This is a genomic window from Polaromonas sp. YR568 (assembly GCF_943369415.1).
Taxonomy (GTDB): Bacteria; Pseudomonadota; Gammaproteobacteria; order Burkholderiales; family Burkholderiaceae_C; genus Polaromonas.
Genome location: NZ_CALRNF020000026.1, coordinates 71,461 through 91,480, shown reverse-complemented (window position 1 = coordinate 91,480; position 20,020 = coordinate 71,461). Strand labels below are relative to the sequence as shown.

The following is a 20,020-nucleotide window of genomic DNA, read 5'->3' as shown; positions in this document are numbered from 1 at the left end:
GTCCCCTGCGCTTCGCTCCGGGGCAACCTGCGGTGCTCGGTTCAGGCGGGGTCTCGCTAAACTCGCTGCGTTTCACTCCGCTCAAACAACGCGATCCCTGATCCGCCTGAACCTGCGCTCCTCGGCGCATCCACAAGGGGCAATCGGGATCGGGAGCCGGGACAGAAGACAAAGAAATCAATACCAATACAAACAAGGACACGCCATGGCGTGTCCTTGTGGTTTTTTGTATTCGGGTTTCTGTCTTCGGCTGTTGGGATTTTGGCTGTTTGGATTTCTTCTCCCCGCTCCCACCCCTTGTGGATGCGCCGAGGAGCGCAGGTCCAGACGGATAAGGGCAAAAACTTGTTTGAGCCGCAGGCGAGTTGTTTTTGACCCCGTCTGGACCGAGCACCGCAGGTTGCCCGCAGCGAAGCGGAGGGACGCAGGAGCCAGGGTCGCCTTTTCTTTGGTGACTTTCTTTTGGCGAAGCAAAAGAAAGTTACTGGCCGCCGGGCCACTCCCGGCTCCGGAACTCAAAACAACATCAGCGCAAAAAACAAAGCCCCGACCAATCCGCAGACCAGCCGGGGCAGCGTCGCAAACGCTGAAAAGATCAGCTTAGATCAGCAACAAGGTCAATATACTGCTGCATCGCATCGTCCTGCGACGTGCCCTTGACACTGTTCCAGGCGTCCCACTTGGCACGCGCGACCATGTCGCCGAAGCCGGGCTTTTTGTCGTTGTTGTCGCCGCTGCTGCCCTGCTTGTAGAGCGCGTAGAGCTTCAGCAGCGTGGCGTTGTCAGGGCGCTCGCTGAGGTTTTTCGAATCGGCCATGGCTTTGTCGAAGGCGGCTTTCAGGTCTGACATGAGGGATCTCCGTTTTTAGAAGTGGGTCACCAATGAGGTGCTTGGGGTAACTGCCCGGTATCTTAGCGAGACAGTTCCTTGCAAAATAGGGAACTTACCTCATCCGGGGTGGGTTCGCAGAAGTTTTGCATCGGGAGTGCTCATGGTTACACGCGTTACCGCCCAGGCCGCCGGTCGGAAAGTGGCAAAAAACGTCCAGAAGAACGTCAAGCGGGCCGTCTCGGGAACCCTCGGAATTTCAGGCGAGCGCATGAGCAAGGTCGACACGGCCTGGCTGCGCATGGACAACGACGCCAACCTCATGATGATCGTCGGTGTGTGGCAACTGGCCCCTGGCGTCAAGCACGCGGCCGTGTGCGAGCGCATTGAAAACAGCCTGCTCAAATACGACCGCTTCAAGCAGCGCGTGATGGAAGACGCGGCCGGCGCGACCTGGGTGATGGACCGCAACTTCGACCTGGCCAACCATGTGGTGCCCGAGAAGCTGCCCAAGTCGGCCAACCAGGAGCAGGCCCTGCAGGACCGCGTGGCCCAGCTCGCCACCCAGCGCCTGGACCCGAAACGCCCCTTGTGGCAAATCCATTTGATCGAGGACTACACCGGCCCCGACGGGGTCAAGGGCAGCGCGATGATCGTGCGCATCCACCACTGCATCGCCGACGGCATCGCGCTGATCTCGGTGACCATGTCGCTGGTCGACGGCGGCGCGCCGCCGCCGGAGCGGCGCAAAAAAGCCGCCGCGGCCGCCGGCTCGGAAGACTGGATCGCCGACACGCTGCTCAAGCCTTTCACCGACATCACCGTCAAGGCGCTGGGTGCGGTGGGCGAAGGCGCGGCGCGTTCGCTGGGCATGCTGGGCGACCCGAAAAAAGGCATGGAGCAGGGCATGAGCGGCTCCTTCGACATGGCCAAGGTGCTGATGCAGGTGCTCAAGGACGGCGCCGCGCTGGCCCTGATGCCCGACGATTCCAAAACCCGGCTCAAGGGCAAGCCCGGCGGCGCCAAAAAGGTGGCTTGGTGCCACCCGATCCCGCTGGACGAGGTCAAGGCCGTGGGCAAGGCGCTCAACTGCTCGATCAACGATGTGCTGCTGAGCTGCGTGGCCGGCGCCCTCGGTGAATACCTGAAGACCTTCGGCGACGACGTGGCGGGCCAGGAAATCCGCGCCATGGTGCCGGTGAATTTGCGGCCGCTGGACCAGGCGCACAAGCTGGGCAACCGCTTCGGCCTGGTGCCGCTGGTGCTGCCGATAGGCGTGGACAACCCGATCGAGCGCGTCTACGAAGTGCGCCGCCGCATGGCGGCGCTCAAGGGCAGCTACCAGCCGCTGCTGGCTTTCAGCCTGCTGGCGGTGGCGGGGCTGCTGATCAAGCCGGCGCAGGATGTGATGCTCAACCTGTTCGCCAAGAAAACCACGGCGGTCATGACCAACGTGCCGGGCCCGCGCGAAAAGCTCAAGTTCTGCGGCTCCACGCTGGAGCAAAGCATGTTCTGGGTGCCGCAGTCGGGCGACGTGGGCCTGGGCGTGTCCATCCTGAGCTACGGCGGCGGCGTGCAGTTCGGCGTGATCACCGACAGCACGCTGTGCCCCGAGCCGCAGCGCATCATTGACGAATTCGTTCCCGAATTCGCCAAGCTTTCAATCGTGACCCTGATGCTCCCCTGGGGTGAGTAAATAGCTCACCCCTGTTGAGGCTCACTTCGTGTAGCCTCCTCTCCCCTTGCAGGGGACGGGGCCTGCGGCCTGGCAAAGCCAGTTCCGCGGCCCCCGCTGGAAGGGAATTTTCAGATGTCAGGGGGCAAAGCGCCGCGAGGCAATCTCAAGCAGGCCGTCAAAAATCAGGCTGTCCACCAGCTCGAATTTGACCGACATGCTGGGCGCCATCTTCCAGCCCGCGCCGCCGGTCATGATGCATTCGGGCATCTCGCCGCAGTGGCGCGTGATGTTCTCCACCATGCGCTGCACGGCGCCGGCGATGGCGAATGTGCCGCCGCTGGTGAGCGCGTCGCTGGTGTTGGTGGGGAAGTCGCGCACCTCGCCGGTGGGCACGTGCAGGCCGGCCGTGCCGGACTCGAGCGCGCGCAGCATGATGCCGTGGCCCGGCAGGATGATGCCGCCCAGAAACTTTCCGGAGGCGTCTATGGCCTCGACGGTGACGGCCGTGCCGACCATGACGACCACACAGGGCTTTTGCACGCCGCGCCCCAGCAGGCGATGCCGCGCACCTATCATCGCGACCCAGCGGTCGGCGCCCAGGCGGGCCGGGTGGTCGTAGCCGTTGGTGACGCCGGCTTCCTGCGGGCTGGAGACGACCCAGCGCGGCGCCACGTCCCAGAGTTCCATCTGCTCGGCCACGCGCCGCTTGATGGCGTCGCCGGCGACGATGCAGCCGAGGATGCGCGTGGGCACGGGCAGCGCATTCCACTCCTCCTCCGCGAGCTTGTCGATGTTCTCCAGGAACACCGCACCCTGTGCCAGCAGCCTGGCTCCCGCCGCGGGCGCTTCGTACTGGGCCCATTTCAGGCGGGTGTTACCCACGTCAAGCGCTAGAAAGGTCATTTGGCGGATTATGAACAGGTTTGGCGCCCGCCCCCGGCTACCCGCCTAGGGGTTTCCAGTAGGGCCCGGCCGGAAAGATGCACTCAAATGAGGCCAAACCAGCAGGCGCGCTGGATGGCGGCCAGCTTGTTGTCGACCCTGAGCTTGGTCATGGCATTGGAGAGGTGGAAGTTCACCGTACGTTCGCTGCAGGCCAGGCGCTCGCCGCTTTCACGCGCCGTCATGCCCTGGAAAGCCAGGCTCAGGCATTCGAGTTCGCGCGGGCTGAGCGGGCTGCGCGCCTCGGCCAGCGCGCGCTTGAGCAGCGGCCAGATGTTGAGCGCGGACCAGGCCAGCAGGGCGGCTTCGCTGCGGTCGTGCCATTGGCGCGGGCTGAAGAGGTAGCACTCGAAGGCGCGCCCCACGGTGAGGGGAAAGGCGATGCGGACCACGCTCTGGTAACCGTGGGCCAGCCAGAGGCGGCGCCAGCGGCCCAGGTTTTCGAAAGCCGATTTGGAAATGTCCTGCCAGGCCACCAGGGGCGCGTCGGAGTCGCGCCAGGGCGCACCGAAGTCGTGGCTCTCGGCCAGGGCTTCCGCCGCGTCCAGCAGGCGCGGCGGATGGATGGCCAGCACCAGCCGGTCTTCCTGGCCCGCGAAGGGGTCCGGGCCCAGCACCATGAGAGCCTCGACCGAGAACTCGCGCAGGGCGCACAGCCAGTCGCTGATGACGCCATCCAGGCTCACGCTGTCAAAGTTGGCAGGTAACAGCATTAGCTTGACGGAAAAAGAACCGGGACAATACAGTCACATGTCAAATGCATCATCAGTCAGGTTCCCGTTTGTGCTGGAGAGATTTCTAAAGTGAGGAGCGCCCGCTTTCATGCGTGGCTGGCACAGCGTCCCTTGCTCCATTGGCTGCGGGAAGAGCTGGTACTCGCCCCGCTGGAGCCCATTTTGCATCCATCGCCGCGGCGCCTGTGGTGGCTGGGGCTTTCTTTTTTCTCGGGCAATGCCCTGTTCGCCTGGATCTGGTCGGCCTGGCTGCCGCAACCCTACGAAAACCTGCCGCTGCGCGTGGTGGCCAGCCTGCTGGGCTACAGCCTGATGACGCGGCGCGTCAACCATGACCCGGGCAGCCGCCTGGCGCAGCGGGTGTTCGGCCTGGTGTTCTGGCTTGAGCTTCCGGTGCTGTTCAGCTGGATGTACCTGTGCAACAGCGGCAATACGGTATGGCTGGCCACCATGGCGGCCATGGTGCTGATTTATTACCACGTCACGGACTGGCGCCTGGCCACGCTGGGCACCATCACGGGGGGGCTTCTGGCATTCGGGGCTTTCATGGCCTTCGGGCCCGCGGTTCCCTTGTTGCCGCCGGAGCAGCGCGCCGTGCATGCCGTGGTCTTCGCCTTCGCCTGGTCGATCGCGCTGGTGCTCAACCTGTCCTCGGCCAACTTGAGGCGCGAGCAGCTCTCCAGCACGCTGGCCACCATAGGCATCATGGCGCACGAACTTCGCACGCCGCTTTCGACGGCCGCGCTGCTGGGCGACGCGATCCAGCTCGAGGTGCAGCGCCAGCCCGACAACCCGCGCGGGCAGCAACTGGACAAGCTCGCGCTGCGCCTGCACGCCCTGGTGCGCAACATGAACCACCAGATCGACACGCAGATCGCCAACGCCAAGCTGCTGCAGTTGCCGCGTTATACCGAGCGGGTCTGGGCCAGCACGCTGGTGCAGGCAGTCGTGGTGGCCTATCCCTACCAGTCGAGCCGCCAGCGCGAGTGCGTCAAGGTCGTCATTCATGAGGATTTCAGCTTCCGCTCTTCGTCCACCCAGTTCTCCCAGGTGCTGGACAACCTGATCAAGAACGCCCTGCACTCGCTGATGGCCGCCGATTCGAAATACCCGGCCGGCGCGTTGCGCGTCGAGGTAAGCCAGCTGAAGGGGCGCGGCCGCATCGTCGTGGCGGACGAAGGCATGGGCATAGACGCCGCCCTGCTGCCGCAGATTTTCAAGCCGTTTTTTTCCAGCAACCGCGGCACGGGCCACGGCCTGGGTTTGGCGTTTTGCCAGCAAGTGGTACAAAGTGCGGGTGGCAACATTCATGTGAAATCGGAGTTTGCTGTCGGGGCCGTTTTTACCATCGAGCTGCCCATCGCACCCTGACATCCTCGCGTATAACTATTTTTGATTACTCCCTAAAACGACACCCATGTCCTTTTCCCTTTACCGCCGGCCAGGAGGCGTGGTCTTTCTGGATGACGACCCGGACTATCTCGAAATGCTGGCCGAGGTCATGCCCCTGGACTGGTATGTGCGCCTCTTCCTTCGCCCGGTGGCCTGCATCGAGCTGCTGCTGCGGGAGCCGGCGCGATGGGAAGCCGATGCCTGGCGCCAGCAGGAGATCATCAACCGCTGGCGCGAAGGCGCGGCGCTGATCCCGCAAATCCTGCAGTACTGGCGGGAAGACGGCACGGCGCGCTTTGCGCTCACCCAGGTCTGCGTGGTGGACTATTCCATGCCGGCGATGAGCGGGCTGCGCGTGCTGAGCGAACTGACGGGCTGGTCGGGCGCGCGCGTGCTGCTGACCGGGCGCGCCGACGAACAGCTCGCCGTCTCGGCCTTCAACCGCGGGCTGATCGAGCAGTTCATTCCCAAGCAGTCCCCCGAGATCCGGCTGCGCCTGACCGACGCCATCCAGGCCCTGCTGCGCCAGTCCGACGGGCGGCACCAGCAGACCTGGCGCTCCACGCTGTCGCGCGAGCAGCACGCCCTGCTGTGCGAACCGGCCATCGCGCAGGAACTCGAAAACCTGGCGCTGCGCCAGGGCTGGATAGAGCACGTGGTGATAGGCGCGCCTTTCGGCGTGCTGGCGCTCGACCGCAAGGGCAGCGCCAGCTGGCTGCAGCTGGAGCCGGCGGCCAACCTGCGCGAACTTGCGGAAATCGCCGAGTCCCAGGGCTGGGATGCCGCGACCGTGCGCGACGTGGCCGCAGGCAAAAAACTCATAGACCTGGAGCTGCAGCTGGCGCTGGGCGCCGGCGGCAAGCCACAGCCGCGCCAGGCTTTTGCCATCTCCTCCGGCCCGGCCGTGCTGCATGCCGCCCTTTTTTCGGTCGGCGAGTCCTTCAGCCCGGGCTTCATGACCAGCCACGAGCGCTTTATCGCCACCTCCGGCGAAAGGCAGCTGCAGGACTAGCGGCTGGCCGGCAGGGCCTGCGCGGCCCGCGGCGTCATGCCTCGGCCTGGCCGGCCCGGGCGCGCCGCGCGATCGGCCAGTCCCAGGGCTTCACGATGGGCGCGATCTCGCGGGCCACCGCCTCCACGTGGTCCAGCTCCGAATCCATCAGGCCGGCGCTCAGCGTCATGCGCATCATGGCGCGCTTGGCGCTGGTGGCCGGCGCGCAGAACATCGAGGAAAACACGTTGCGCTCCTCCAGCCGGTCGCGCAGCACCATGGTGTCGCTTTCCGAGCCGACTTCCAGCGAAATGATCTGCTGGGTGCCCTGGTGGATCGGGTAGCCCAGTTCGCTGAGGCTGGCGCGCAGGCGCCGGGTGTGCGCGTGCAGGCGCACGCGCGCGTCGTCGCTCTTGCGAATCACCTCCAGCGTGGCCGCCAGGCCGGCGATCTCGTGCGGCAGCAGGCTGGAGCTGAAGATGTTGGGAAAGCTCGAACACAGGATGTAGTAACGCATGTGCGCCGGTGCCGTGAAAAAGCCGGCGCGGCCCGCGAAGGCCTTGGCCAGGCTGGCGGTGATGAAGTGCACACGGTCGGTCAGGCCCAGTTCGGCGCACAGGCCCGCGCCCTGCGGCCCGTGCGTGCCCAGCGAGTGCGACTCGTCGACCAGGATCATGCAGCCGTGCTGCTCGGCCACGTCCACGATCTCCACCAGCGGGGAGACGGCGCCGGTGGTGCTGTAGACCGAGTCCACCACCACGATGCCGGGGCCGTTCCTGGCGATCATGCGCGCCAGGTGGACAGGGTCGTTGTGGCGGAAAGCGAAGGCCGGCGCGCGCGCCGCGTGGGCGCCCTCCCAGAGCGAGGCATGGGCCAGCGTGTCCAGGTAGACCGGCGTCTGGGCGTCGGCAATCGCCTGCAGCAGGCCGACGTTGGCCGCGTAGCCCGACTGGCAGATAAAGCCGTCGTCCTTGCCGACCCAGCCGGCCAGCGCCATTTCCAGCGTGTGCGTCGGGTGCTGGTTCAGGTGGAAGACGCCGGACTGTACGACGAACTCCCGCTCCTTGCGCAAGGCCTCGACCTGCGCGTGAACGATCTGCGGATGCCCCGTGATGCTCAGGTAGTCGTTGCCGTCCAGGCGAATGGCGTTGGAGTCCGGCGTGCGGCCGTGGAGCATGAATTTCCCGCCCCATTGCTGGTCCCATCGCGGCTTGAAATCGCGCGCGATACGTTGGGTCAGCCGGGAGCCGAGAGCGGGATTGGAAGGCGCCTTGGCGGCGGGTGATTGTTCGCGTTCGAGTACTTGCATGGAAGCTCCGTTAGAAAGAGGAACCCCCATTGAAAGCGCACAAACAAATTGATACGTGTAACCCCCTGTCAGTTCTGACAGGGGGTGCGCTAATACACCAAAATTCTGGTCACGTGGTGTGAACTATTCACTTCATTTTCGAAGCCGTATCTGGCATCCACTTACATATTCAAGTTACCAAAGGTACGGATTTACCCCCCGGCGGACAAGGAATTTCCCGGATTTCAGCCCTGTTTCCACGGCAAGCCCTGGAAACGCCAGCCGCCTTTGCGGCCGCGTTGCCCGTGTTCGTCGGCATCGCCTTCAAAGCCTTCGAGGATGTTGTAGGCCTCCAGGCCCAGCTCGGCGGCGCGTTTGGCGGCCGCCACCGAGCGCACGCCGCTGCGGCACAGCAGCACGGCTTTTTTGCCGGGCGGCACGGCCGCTTTGAGCCCTTCGTCGAAGCCCGCATTCATCGCCATGCCCGGCCACTGCTTCCAGGCCAGCGGCACCGCGCCGGGCACATAACCCACCCATTCGCGCTCGGCGTCGGTGCGCACGTCCACCAGCACGGCTTCGCCCGACTGCACCCACGCAAGCGCCAGGCGCGCGGGAACGTCGCCCGCGTAGCCGGCGGCGGGCCGCACTTGTTGGGAAGAGGAAGCGTCCGCGGGAATTGGGATCGTCATGTCGGTACCTGTCGTGTGAGAGTGAAGTGAAGGCGCAAGCGGATGAAGCCGCCACAACCAAAGTTTATGCCCGGGGCGCAGCCCACGGCAACAGCGGGGGGAAAGCCCAAACCACGGCAACAGCCGCGCGGCATGCACAATCAGGGCGGCAAGCCCGCCCACAACCGGAGACCCTCATGCCCACTGACCCCGTTGACCTCCCTGCGGCGCCCGATACCCCGGCCGGCAAGGCGGACCTGAAGGCCCTGGCCAAAATGCTGGCCAGGTGGCAACCGCCGCAAACCGGCGCGGACGGCCTGCCGCCGTCGGGGAAAAAAGCGGGCAAGAACTGGTCGCTGGCCGGCCTGGACCCGGCCGCCAAACCCTTCTCCTGCGGCGACAAGCTGCGCGACAAGGCCCTGGTCGAAACCCTGGCCACTGAGCTCGACGAGCTGCAGAACCTGTTCTACGCCGACAAGCGCTTCAAGCTGCTCGTCATCCTGCAGGGCACCGACACCGCCGGCAAGGACGGCACCCTGCGTGGCGTGTTCGGCCGCATCAGCCCGCTGGGCGTGCACACCGTGAGCTGGAAGGCGCCCAACGAAGCCGAGCGTGCGCGCGACTACCTGTGGCGCATTCACCAGCAGGTGCCCGCAGCCGGCGAATTCACCATCTTCAACCGCAGCCACTATGAGGATGTGCTGGTGCCGCCCGTCAAGGGCTGGATCACGCCGGCGCAGACCGCCGAGCGCTACCGCCACATCAACGACTTCGAGCGCCTGCTCGCGCAGACCGGCACGGTGATCCTCAAATTCATGCTGCACATCGGCCGGGACGAGCAGCGCGAGCGCCTGCAGGCGCGGCTGGACGATCCGGCCAAGCAGTGGAAGTTCAACCTGGACGACCTCGAAGCCCGCAAGCAATGGAAACAGTACCAGCAGGCCTACGAAGACCTGCTGCGTGCCACCAGCACGCCCTGGGCGCCATGGACGGTAGTGCCCGCGGACTCCAAAACCCACCGCAACCTGATGATCGCCACCGTGGTGCACGCCACGCTGGTGCAGCTGGGCCTGCGCTTTCCGCCCGGCAATTCCGCGCTCGATGCCGTGAAGGTCCGCTGAGGCTGAAGGCCGCGGCGGGATTCCCGCCGCCCGTGCAAAAACTGTTTCACCCTGGGCAGGGGTAATCATCCGCATGCGTTGGTGGAAACCCTCTTTGTAAGCCTTGGGCAAGGCTGAATGATGAGTGCTCTTACGTTTTTCAACAACAGGAGACAAGTCATGACCGAGAGCAAAAGCCCCCGCAGGCGCGGCCTGCTGAAAGGCGCCGCGATCGCCGCGGGCGCACTGTCCGCCCCCATGGTCGCCATGGCGCAGACGACGTCCTTTCGCTTCCAGAGCACCTGGCCGGCCAAGGACATCTTCCATGAGTACGCCAACGACTTCGCGAAAAAGGTCAATGACATGGCGGGCGGGCGCCTGAAGATCGAGGTGCTGCCTTCCGGCGCAGTCGTGCCGGCCTTCCAGTTGCTTGAAGCCGTGAACAAGGGAACGCTGGACGGCGGCCACGGCGTGGTGGCTTACCACTACGGCAAGAATTCGGCGCTGGCCCTGTGGGGCTCGGGCCCCGGCTACGGCATGGACGCCAACATGGTCCTGGCCTGGCACAACTACGGCGGCGGCAAGGCCCTGCTCGATGAAATCTACAAAGCCATCAACATGGACGTGGTGTCCTACCTCTACGGCCCCATGACCACGCAGCCGCTGGGCTGGTTCAAGAAGCCCGTCTCCAAGGTCGAAGACATGAAGGGCCTGAAGTTCCGCACCGTCGGCCTGGCGGTGGACATGTTCACTGAAATGGGCACGGCCGTAAACCCCTTGCCCGGCGGCGAAATCGTGCCGGCCCTGGACCGCGGCCTGATCGACGCGGCCGAGTTCAACAATGCCTCGAGCGACCGCGTGCTGGGCTTCCCCGACGTGGTGAAGAACTGCATGCTGCAGAGCTTCCACCAGTCGGGCGAGCAGTTCGAAATCCTGTTTAACAAGGGCAAGTACGCCGCGCTGCCGCAGGAGCTGCGCTCCATCATCGACTACGCCGTGCAGGCCTCCAGCGCCGACATGAGCTGGAAAGCCGTGGACCGCAATTCCAAGGACTATGAAGAGATGAAGAAGCAGGGCATCAAGTTCTACAAGACGCCCGACTCCGTGCTGCGCGCCCAACTGGCCGCCTGGGACAAGACCATCGCCAAAAAGGCCGGCGAGAACGCGCTGTTCAAGAAGGTGCTGGATTCGCAGAAAGTCTTCGCCCAGCGCGCCGGCCAGTGGCACAACGACTATTCCGTCGACTTCAAGATGGCCTACAACCACTACTTCAGCGGCAAGAAGGCCTGACCTCCTGCGCTTAGAACCTGTTTACGATCTAAACACGCCAGCCATCCGGTAACTTCTGGATGGCTGGTTTTATTTTGTCCAGCCCGTTACGGTAACTCTTCATGAACGTTCAACGACTCCTTCACACCGCTGACCAGATCAGCACCTGGGTGGGCAAGGCTTTCGCCTGGCTCATCGTGGTGCTGATGCTGCTGGTCTGCGCCGAGGTCTTCAAGCGCTACGCGCTCAACGCGCCGACGGCCTGGATTTTCGACGCCAACAACATGCTCTACGGCACCCTCTTCATGATGGGCGGCGCCTACACCCTGGCCCACGACGGGCACGTGCGCGGGGACTTCTTCTACGGCAGCCTCAAGCCGCGCACCCAGGCCTCGCTGGACCTGGTGCTGTACTTCATCTTCTTCCTGCCCGGCATCGCCGCGCTGACCTGGGCCGGCTGGACTTATTTCCAGGATTCGCTGGCCATCCACGAGCAGACCTTCAATGCCGACCCCATTCCGCTGTATCCCTTCAAGTTCGTGATCCCGGTGGCCGGTGCCATCGTGCTGATGCAGGGGCTTGCGGAAATGCTGCGCTGCGTGGTGTGCATGCGCACCGGTGTGTGGACGCCGCGGCTCAAGGACGCCGAGGAATCCGACGTGGTGGCCCAGCAGCTGGCGGGCAGCGAATTCGTCGATGAAGAGGCCAAGCGCCTGGCCATCGAAAAATCCATCGGCATGAAAGGCTGAACGATGAGCAACGCAGCACTCGGCATGACCATGCTCTGCCTCATCGTGGTGGTGATCATGATGGGCTTCCCGACGGCCTTCACCCTGATGGGGCTGGGCATGATGTTCGGTTTCGTCGCCTTCTACGACCCGTCGGCGCACTGGCTCGACAACAAGATCTTCGACCTCATGGTGCAGCGCGCCTTCGGGGCCATGACCAATGAAACCCTGTTATCCATCCCGCTTTTTGTGTTGATGGGTTACGTGATGGAGCGCGGCGCGCTGGTGGACAAGATGTTCCACAGCGTGCAGCTCGCATTCCGCAGCGTGCCGGGTTCGCTGGCCGTCACCACGCTGATCATCTGCACCTTCTGGGGCATCGCCAGCGGCCTGGTGGGCGCCGTCGTGGTGTTGATGGGCGTGATCGCCATGCGGCCCATGCTCAACGCCGGCTACGACACGCGGCTGGCGGCCGGCGTGATCACCGCCGGCGGCACGCTGGGCATTTTGATCCCGCCCTCGGTGATGATCATCGTCTACGCGGCCGTCGCGGGCCAGTCGGTGGTCAAGCTGTACGCCGCGGCGATGTTCCCCGGTTTCTTCCTGGCCCTGCTGTACCTCATCTACATCATCGGCTGGGTGTTGATCAACCCGAAAATCGCGCCCAAATTGCCGCCCGAGCAGCAACAGGTGCCCGTGCCGCCCTGGCTGCACTTCATGTCCGGCACCTACTCGCGCCGCATGCTGCCCGCGCTGGTGTCGGCGACGCTCGCGCCGGGCCGCGCCCTGAAGGCCGGCGTGGAAGGCATCAAGATCACCTGGGGCCTGTTGGCCCGCAGCCTGGGCCTGGCGCTGGTGCCGCTGGCGCTGGCCGCCGTCACGCTGGGCGCCGTGTGGTGGTACGTGGTGATCCATTCGCAGGAGGACAACGTCGCGAGTGCCGCGGCGCAGGTCACCCAGCAAGCGCAGGCGTCCGCCGTCGCGGCCGGGACGGCCAGCAAAAGCGGCTTGGCCGAGCCGCCCAGTGCGTCAGGCGTGCAGGAGCCGCCGGCGGCTGGTGGTGTTCAAGAGCCGCCCGCGGAACCCGGCTTGCAGGAACTCTCGGCCCCGCCCGGCGCGGTGGAAGAGCCCGCCGCCGGCACCGCCAAGGACGAGCCCATGCAGCAGTTCGGCGACCCGACGGCCGAAGGCCCGCACACCGCCGCCGTTCCCGCCGTGTTCTACACCGGCTTCTGGGTCGCCTGCGGCGTCACCTTGCTGCTGCTGGCCTGGTACTACTGGAAGTTCGACGCCGAGCAGTTCGAGATCCTGCGCATGCTGGTGTCCTCCGTCATGCCCCTGGCCATCCTGACCTTCATGGTGCTGGCGGTCATCCTGTTCGGCATCACCACCGCCACGGAATCGGCGGCGGTCGGCGCCGCGGGCGCCTTCCTGATGGCCTGGCACGCCAAAACCCTGAACTTCCAGCGCATCAAGGAGGCGGTGTTCCTCACGATCAAGACCACCTCCATGGTGTGCTGGCTGTTTGTCGGCTCGGCGCTGTTCTCGGCGGTGTTCGCGCTGCTGGGCGGCCAGCGCGTGGTCGAGGAATGGGTGCTCTCGATGAACCTCACGCCGCTGCAGTTCCTGCTGCTGTCGCAGGCCATCATCTTCATCCTGGGCTGGCCGCTGGAGTGGACCGAGATCATCGTGATCTTCGTGCCCATCTTCCTGCCGCTGCTGCAGCACTTCCAGATCGACCCCATCCTGTGGGGCGTGCTGGTCTTCGTGAACCTGCAGGCGGCCTTCCTGTCGCCGCCGGTCGCGATGTCGGCCTTCTACCTGAAGGGGGTATCGCCGTCGCACGTGACCATCAACCAGATCTTCGCGGGCATGATGCCCTACATGCTGATCGTGATCCTTTGCATGGTCTTCATGTATGTCTGGCCGGGCCTGACGCTCTGGCTGCCCAAATACCTGTACGGGTAAACAGCCCGGGGGCCGCCGGGCTCCTTCTTTGAACGAAAGGGCGCCCGGAGGCGCCCTTTTTCATTGGCGCCGCCACGCTCCAGGCGCACACTTGATCGGCGCCGGCTTACCGGCTAAGATTGACGTTTACGTAAACGTCAATTCAACAGATCACAGATCAGCGGGCCCCGCCGCCCGCCCGGAGACACGCATGACCGACATGTCCGCTGAATACAAAGCGCTCGCCAGCTACCGCCCCACCCACAAGGTGCGATTCATCACGGCGGCCAGCCTGTTCGACGGCCATGACGCCGCCATCAACATCATGCGGCGCATCCTGCAAAGCATGGGCGCCGAGGTGGTCCACCTGGGCCACAACCGCAGCGTCGACGAAGTCGTGACGGCCGCCCTGCAGGAAGACGCGCAGGGCATCGCCATCAGCTCCTACCAGGGCGGGCACGTCGAGTACTTCAAGTACATGGTCGACCTGCTCAAAAGCCGCGGCGGCGAGCACATCCAGGTTTTCGGCGGCGGCGGCGGCGTGATCGTGCCGCCCGAAATCCGCGAACTGCACGCCTACGGCGTCACCCGCATCTACAGCCCCGAAGACGGCCAGAAGATGGGCCTGGCCGGCATGATCGGCGAGATGGTCATGCGCTGCGACAAGGACCTGACCGGCTTCGCACCCAAAACCGTCGAGGCCATTGAAGGCCACGGCGAGATGAACTGGCGAGCCCTTGCCCAACTCATCACTGCGCTGGAGAACGGAAAAGCAGATTCAGCCTTGGTCGACAAGGTACGCACGCAAGCTGCGACTCGCAAGATCCCCGTGCTCGGCATCACCGGCACCGGCGGCGCCGGCAAGTCCTCGCTGACGGACGAGTTGATACGCCGCCTGCGCCTGGACCAGAACGACAAGCTGCGCGTGGCAGTCATCAGCATCGACCCTTCGCGCCGCAAAAGCGGCGGCGCCCTGCTAGGCGACCGCATCCGCATGAACGCCATCAATCCCTGGGCCGTTCCGCTCGCCGGACAAAAGAACGCCGACAGCGGCCAGCGCGTGTTCATGCGCTCGCTGGCCACGCGCGACTTCGGCTCTGAAATCAGCCAGGCCCTGCCCGACGTGATCGCCGCCTGCAAATGCGCGGGCTTTGACCTCATCGTCGTCGAGACCTCGGGCATAGGCCAGGGCGATGCCGCCATCGTGCCGCATGTGGACGTGCCCATGTACGTGATGACGCCCGAGTTCGGCGCGGCCAGCCAGCTCGAAAAAATTGACATGCTGGACTTCGCCGAGTTCATCGCCATCAACAAATTCGACCGCAAGGGCTCGCTCGACGCGCTGCGCGACGTTTCCAAGCAGGTGCAGCGCAACAAGGAAGCCTGGGGCACGCCGACCGACAAGATGCCCGTCTTCGGCACCATGGCCGCGCGCTTCAATGACGACGGCGTGACCGCGCTCTACCAGGCGCTCAAGCCGCGCCTGGCCGTGCTGGGCCTGGCGCTTGAAGGCGGTGTGCTGCCCGAGGCCGGTGTGCGCCACAGCACCAACCAGACACCCGTGGTGCCCGCCGCGCGCACGCGCTACCTGGCCGAAATCAGCGACACCGTACGCGGCTACAAAAAGCGCGCCCGCGCGCAGGCCCAGCTGGCGCGCGAAGTGCAGCAACTCAAGGCGTCAGCCGCCATGCTCACCGAGAGCAAACCCGAACGCGCCCCGGCCGCAGAGGCCGTGCTGGAACTGGCCGCAGGCCGCGATACCCGCATGGACGGCGACGCGCGCGCCCTGCTGGCGCAATGGCCAGCCATGCAGGCCGCCTACGCCGGCGATGAATACGTCGTGAAAATCCGCGACAAGGAAATCCGCACCGCGCTGACCACCAAGTCCCTCTCCGGCACCACCATCCGCAAGGTGGCGCTGCCGCAGTATGAAGACCACGGCGAGATCCTCAAGTGGCTGATGCTGGACAACGTGCCCGGCAGCTACCCTTACACCGCCGGCACCTTCGCCTTCAAGCGCGAGGGCGAGGACCCGACCCGCATGTTCGCCGGCGAAGGCGACCCCTTCCGCACCAACACCCGCTTCAAGCTGCTCAGCGAAGGCATGGCCGCCAAGCGCCTGTCCACCGCCTTCGACTCGGTCACGCTCTACGGCAACGACCCGGCCGTGCGGCCCGACATCTACGGCAAGGTCGGCAACTCGGGCGTGTCCATCGCCACACTGGACGACATAAAGGTGCTGTACGACGGCTTTGATTTGTGCAACCCGTCGACTTCGGTCTCCATGACCATCAACGGCCCGGCGCCCAGCATCCTGGCCATGTTCATGAACACGGCCATCGACCAGAACCTGGAAAAGTTCAAAAAGGACAACGGCCGTGACCCGACGGCCACCGAGGCCGCCAAGATCCGCGAGTGGGTGCAGGAAAACGTGCGCGGCACGGTGCAGGCCGACATCCTGAAAGAAGACCAGGGCCAGAACACCTGCATTTTCTCGACCGAGTTCAGCCTCAAGGTGATGGGCGACATCGCACAGTACTTCGTGCACAACCGCGTGCGCAACTTCTACAGCGTTTCCATCAGCGGTTACCACATCGCCGAGGCCGGCGCCAACCCCATCAGCCAACTGGCCTTCACGCTGTCCAATGGTTTCACCTTTGTCGAAGCCTATTTGGCGCGCGGCATGCACATCGACGATTTCGCGCCCAACCTGAGCTTTTTCTTCAGCAACGGCATGGACCCGGAATACACCGTGATGGGCCGCGTCGCGCGCCGCATCTGGGCCGTGGCCATGAAGGAAAAATACGGCGCCAACGAGCGCAGCCAGAAGCTCAAGTACCACATCCAGACCTCGGGCCGCAGCCTGCACGCGCAGGAAATCCAGTTCAACGACATACGCACCACGCTGCAGGCGCTGATCGCAATCTACGACAACTGCAACTCGCTGCACACCAATGCATTCGACGAAGCCATCACCACGCCGACCGAGGAATCGGTGCGCCGCGCCATGGCCATCCAGCTCATCATCAACCGCGAATGGGGCCTGGCCAAGAACGAGAACCCCTCGCAGGGCGCTTTCATCATCGAAGAGCTCACCGAGCTGCTCGAGGAAGCCGTGCTGCTCGAGTTCGAACGCATCGCCGAGCGCGGCGGCGTGCTGGGCGCCATGGAAACCGGTTACCAGCGCGGGCGCATCCAGGACGAGTCCATGCACTACGAGATGCTCAAGCACACCGGCGAGCTGCCCATCATCGGCGTCAACACCTTCCGCAACCCGCACGGTGAAGTCGTGCAGGACAAGCTCGAACTGGCCCGCTCCACCGAAGAGGAAAAGCAGAACCAGCTCAAGCGCCTGGACGACTTCCACCGCCGCCACGCCGCCGAATCACCGGCCATGCTCAAGCGCCTGCAGCAGGCCGTGATCGAAAACCTCAACGTCTTCGAAGTGCTGATGGAAGCCGTGCGCGTCTGCTCGCTGGGGCAGATCACGAATGCGTTGTTTGAGGTGGGTGGGCAGTACCGGCGGAATATGTAGGACCGGCCGGGAGTTCAAGACGCTGCCCGCGTCGGACAAGCCACCAATTCCGCGGCTTGATGACCAGCATCATCGGCTTGCGATCAGGCCAACCCGAGTGAACCGCGCCCCCTCAAGAAGCATTCGCGCGGTCAAATTCAAGCCGAATAGAAATAGCCCGGCGCCCAGAATCCCCTTACCGATGCGCATTGGGTGGAGTTGGTTCCTGCCGGCAGCCATTCGTTCCGCTCATTGGCCTGTTCGTTCCTGTTTTGCCTGACAACGCGCCATTTGCATATCGTTGCTTCAACTTCAGGATGGTCCCCCTGGAGTTCACCCGTAACAAGGCGACCGGAAGCAAGGAGGCGAATGATGAAAAAGTGCGCAGTAAATGGGGATTTAAAAAAAAATAGCGAGCCGCGCCGCGGTGCCCTGGCTTTTTTTTGGCGACTGCTTACGGCCATGATATTTCTCCTGGGCATTGCCTCCTTTACCCAAACCTCGGGCGGCATGACAGCGGCGCGGCAACGTGTGGCGGGGCTCGCAACAGCTCAACTTGCGGTCATCTGGGAGCCATGCCTCCCAAAAATCCAGAGAAGAATAGAAAAAAGCACTGGGGCCCCGCCGCCTCGCCATGCGCAGTGCAAGCCAATAGTTTCTTCAGGGCAGAATCTGAAAAGGATCTGCGAAAGCCCGGTTTTCAGGGTGAGTCTTGTCATCTCGTTCCTGCCGGACTTCTTCTGTCACCGTTCCTTGAAGTTCAGTCCATCCATTCATTTGCAGAGGAAAAAATGCGCACAGAAGCATTAACGGTATTACTTGCGGAGGACGGTCCCGGACAGCTGGCACATCTCTCGAAGATGGTCCGCCGCCTGCGCCCGGATTGGCGAATAGTTGCGGAGGTAACGTCTTCCATTGAATTGGAGCGCGCGCTAGAAAACCTGGACCCGTCTCTAGCGATATTGGATGTGCACTTTTCCGGAAAAACGGCGCTGGAAATTCTGCGCGGCATGCATCAAAGCTGTCCCGTCATCTTTGTAACGGGCGACCCATCGTATGCTGCTGAGGCTTTTAGCTGCGACGCCCTGGATCTCGTCGTCAAGCCCGTCAGGGCCGAGCGACTTGAGCAGGCCATACGCAAGGTGGAGGCTTTTCTTGCGGCGCAATCCGGCGGCGCCAATGCTGGTGCAAGCGCTGCCAATTCCTTGCTCATGCTCAAGGGGCAAGACGTTGTACTGACCCAGCTCAGCGAAGTACGGTACTTCCAGGCGCAGCGCAAATACACCCGGGTGGTACTCAAGAACCAGGAGGGGCTGCTGAGAGAGGGCATTTCAAGCGTAATGCCCAAGCTGAATGGAAGTGAGTTCTGGCGGATTCATCGCGGGATGATTCTGAACATCTCTCACATGAATATCGCAAAGCGCGATGAGCTTGGACGACTCATCGTCCACCTCCGTGACCGTGACGAAAAACTCCCCGTCTCCCGATCTTGTGAGCACCTGTTTCGGGACGGTTTCCCCCACCTCTCCAGGCACTGACTGGCGGGAATGCCCGGAGGGCAGCAAGCTCCGGGCGTCTGTATGTAGTCGAGGCGTTGGAAGGCCTCTTCAGCTGGAAAAGTCAAATCAGAATTGACTTATAGGTCAACTCTCTTTAACCTAGTCTTATGGACAAGGCAATTCACCAATCGCTTCTGGAAGACGTGCTGAGCGCAGCCAGAAGGGTTGGCATGGACCAGTCAAAGCTGGCCGAGGTCGCAGGACTGGCCCCTGAGACCCTGTCCAGGTCCAAGAAAAGAAGGTCCATGGAGGTTCAAACGCTTGCCGCACTTGCGCAGGCGGCAGGCCTGGAATTGACCGTTCAGCACCCGCAAAGGCGGCCTGAGTTCCAGCGCCAGACGGCACCTGCAATTCCATCGCGAGAGTCCAAAAAATCCGCCGACCTGCCACTCTCAAATCCAAGGTGGGGCTTGTCGTGGTCAAGCAGGTCCCCGAAACCGGAGGCGCTTGTGAGAAACGCTTTGAAGAAAGGCAACTACGCGCCGGTCCTGCAAGCGGTGCTGGAATACGGAAGCCCTTTTGTTCAAAAACAGCTCGAAGCACTTCATGCGACCGGTGAACTCAAACCATCCACCGAGTCCGGTGCGGCACTGGAAAAAATGCTTCGCAACATCGAAAAGGGCATACGCCGTGCTCAGGCCTGATACCGAACGCCTCTGGCAATACCTGCAGGCCAATCGCGCGCTGAGAGGGTTTGTGCTGGTCGGGGGAACGGCGCTCTCCATCCACCTCAATCACCGGATCAGCGAGGACCTGGACTTCATGATTCCGCAGACCAGGTTGCCTCGCCGGCAAATCGACGGACTGCTCCGGATGGCGGGCGAGGCAGGCTTTCATTTCGTGGCGAATGACAGCATTGTCGGCGTCAGGGAGTTCGAAGATACCGGCATGGACTATTGGGACTACATGCAGGACTACATCGTGGCCGACACGGTCAAACTGACCTTGGTCGCGCCCGACCCTGAAGTGTCGGCACTTCTGCTGCCGGGCCTGGAAGACAGGCCGAGGCTCGCCACGCTGCACGAGATCTTCAAACTGAAATGCATAGCGTGCGCCAACCGGACCAAGTCGCGCGACTGGCTGGACATGTATGTGCTCCTCACGGGAAATTACTTCAAACCCGCCGACTTCTACGCTGCTTTTGAAGAAGCCGGCGTTCCGATGAAGTTCGACATTGCCATGCAGAGGATGTGCAAGGATTCGATCCCCGAGTCGGATGAGGGGTACGACACCCTGCTGCCCAACCCGCCCACCCTCGCCCAGATGCAAAAATACTTCATCGGGCTCAAAGGGCAAATTGAAGAAGATGTTGCGATGAAAAAAGCTTCGGCGCTGCTGCAGGAAAGCCCCGGCGCCCCGCTTTAGCTGACGGCCATGCGCG

General features: G+C 63.5%; 17 protein-coding genes. 11 read left to right on the top strand and 6 right to left on the bottom strand.

Annotated elements, in window-relative coordinates; translation table 11 throughout:
• Positions 1-595: 595 nt before the first annotated feature.
• Positions 596-850 (bottom strand): acyl-CoA-binding protein, encoded by a 255-nt coding sequence (locus ACLV74_RS16815; RefSeq protein WP_411880546.1) that lies wholly within the window; start codon positions 848-850, stop codon positions 596-598.
• A gap of 142 nt (positions 851-992) precedes the next feature.
• On the opposite strand from ACLV74_RS16815, the gene ACLV74_RS16810 reads away from it, so the two are divergent.
• On the top strand, positions 993-2,525 hold the full coding sequence (locus ACLV74_RS16810) for a wax ester/triacylglycerol synthase family O-acyltransferase (protein ID WP_411880545.1): 1,533 nt from the start codon (positions 993-995) through the stop codon (positions 2,523-2,525).
• Between the two features lie 117 nt (positions 2,526-2,642).
• On the opposite strand, the gene ACLV74_RS16805 is transcribed toward ACLV74_RS16810, so the two are convergent.
• Together ACLV74_RS16805 and ACLV74_RS16800 are read right to left on the bottom strand one after the other, a co-directional pair.
• On the bottom strand, positions 2,643-3,410 hold the full coding sequence (locus ACLV74_RS16805) for a type III pantothenate kinase (RefSeq protein WP_411880544.1): 768 nt from the start codon (positions 3,408-3,410) through the stop codon (positions 2,643-2,645).
• 83 nt (positions 3,411-3,493) lie between these two features.
• Entirely contained in the window at positions 3,494-4,162 is a 669-nt protein-coding gene (locus ACLV74_RS16800; RefSeq protein WP_411880543.1) for a LuxR C-terminal-related transcriptional regulator, read from the bottom strand.
• Between the two features lie 183 nt (positions 4,163-4,345).
• On the opposite strand from ACLV74_RS16800, the gene ACLV74_RS16795 reads away from it, so the two are divergent.
• A complete protein-coding gene (locus ACLV74_RS16795) occupies positions 4,346-5,554 on the top strand; it encodes a sensor histidine kinase (RefSeq protein ID WP_411880542.1) in 1,209 nt (402 codons plus the stop codon).
• Between the two features lie 46 nt (positions 5,555-5,600).
• Positions 5,601-6,587, top strand: a complete 987-nt coding sequence (locus ACLV74_RS16790; RefSeq protein WP_411880541.1) for a response regulator — start codon at positions 5,601-5,603, stop codon at positions 6,585-6,587.
• Between the two features lie 34 nt (positions 6,588-6,621).
• Here the strand turns inward: ACLV74_RS16790 and cqsA are convergent, their stop codons facing one another.
• Both cqsA and ACLV74_RS16780 read right to left on the bottom strand, forming a co-directional pair.
• Positions 6,622-7,875, bottom strand: coding sequence for an alpha-hydroxyketone-type quorum-sensing autoinducer synthase (cqsA, locus tag ACLV74_RS16785; protein ID WP_411880540.1), 1,254 nt, complete (start codon positions 7,873-7,875; stop codon positions 6,622-6,624).
• Positions 7,876-8,099: 224 nt separating this feature from the next.
• Positions 8,100-8,543 (bottom strand): rhodanese-like domain-containing protein, encoded by a 444-nt coding sequence (locus ACLV74_RS16780; RefSeq protein WP_411880539.1) that lies wholly within the window; start codon positions 8,541-8,543, stop codon positions 8,100-8,102.
• A 254-nt stretch (positions 8,544-8,797) separates the two neighbouring features.
• Here ACLV74_RS16780 and ACLV74_RS16775 point away from each other — a divergent pair, with 254 nt between their 5' ends.
• From ACLV74_RS16775 to icmF, 5 genes are all read left to right on the top strand, one after another.
• The gene (locus ACLV74_RS16775) at positions 8,798-9,643 is read left to right on the top strand and encodes a PPK2 family polyphosphate kinase (RefSeq protein WP_411880549.1); all 846 of its coding nucleotides are present in this window, start codon (positions 8,798-8,800) and stop codon (positions 9,641-9,643) included.
• Between the two features lie 159 nt (positions 9,644-9,802).
• On the top strand, positions 9,803-10,912 hold the full coding sequence (locus ACLV74_RS16770) for a TRAP transporter substrate-binding protein (RefSeq protein ID WP_411880538.1): 1,110 nt from the start codon (positions 9,803-9,805) through the stop codon (positions 10,910-10,912).
• Between the two features lie 101 nt (positions 10,913-11,013).
• Positions 11,014-11,640, top strand: coding sequence for a TRAP transporter small permease subunit (locus tag ACLV74_RS16765; RefSeq protein WP_411880537.1), 627 nt, complete (start codon positions 11,014-11,016; stop codon positions 11,638-11,640).
• Between the two features lie 3 nt (positions 11,641-11,643).
• Entirely contained in the window at positions 11,644-13,587 is a 1,944-nt protein-coding gene (locus ACLV74_RS16760) for a TRAP transporter large permease (protein WP_411880536.1), read from the top strand.
• A gap of 190 nt (positions 13,588-13,777) precedes the next feature.
• Complete coding sequence (gene icmF, locus ACLV74_RS16755; RefSeq protein WP_411880535.1) at positions 13,778-17,101, top strand: fused isobutyryl-CoA mutase/GTPase IcmF; 3,324 nt, start codon at positions 13,778-13,780, stop codon at positions 17,099-17,101.
• A 137-nt stretch (positions 17,102-17,238) separates the two neighbouring features.
• Here the strand turns inward: icmF and ACLV74_RS16750 are convergent, their stop codons facing one another.
• Positions 17,239-17,544 carry a hypothetical protein gene (locus ACLV74_RS16750; protein ID WP_411880534.1) on the bottom strand — a complete coding sequence of 102 codons (306 nt, stop codon included), beginning with the start codon at positions 17,542-17,544 and terminating at the stop codon, positions 17,239-17,241.
• 111 nt (positions 17,545-17,655) lie between these two features.
• Between ACLV74_RS16750 and ACLV74_RS16745 the strand changes: the two genes are divergently transcribed.
• From ACLV74_RS16745 to ACLV74_RS16735, 3 genes are all read left to right on the top strand, one after another.
• Positions 17,656-18,618 carry a LytR/AlgR family response regulator transcription factor gene (locus ACLV74_RS16745; protein ID WP_411880533.1) on the top strand — a complete coding sequence of 321 codons (963 nt, stop codon included), beginning with the start codon at positions 17,656-17,658 and terminating at the stop codon, positions 18,616-18,618.
• 128 nt (positions 18,619-18,746) lie between these two features.
• On the top strand, positions 18,747-19,283 hold the full coding sequence (locus tag ACLV74_RS16740) for a hypothetical protein (protein WP_411880532.1): 537 nt from the start codon (positions 18,747-18,749) through the stop codon (positions 19,281-19,283).
• Entirely contained in the window at positions 19,270-20,004 is a 735-nt protein-coding gene (locus ACLV74_RS16735) for a nucleotidyl transferase AbiEii/AbiGii toxin family protein (RefSeq protein WP_411880531.1), read from the top strand. Before ACLV74_RS16740 ends, ACLV74_RS16735 begins: the two co-directional genes overlap by 14 nt.
• Positions 20,005-20,020: the final 16 nt, after the last annotated feature.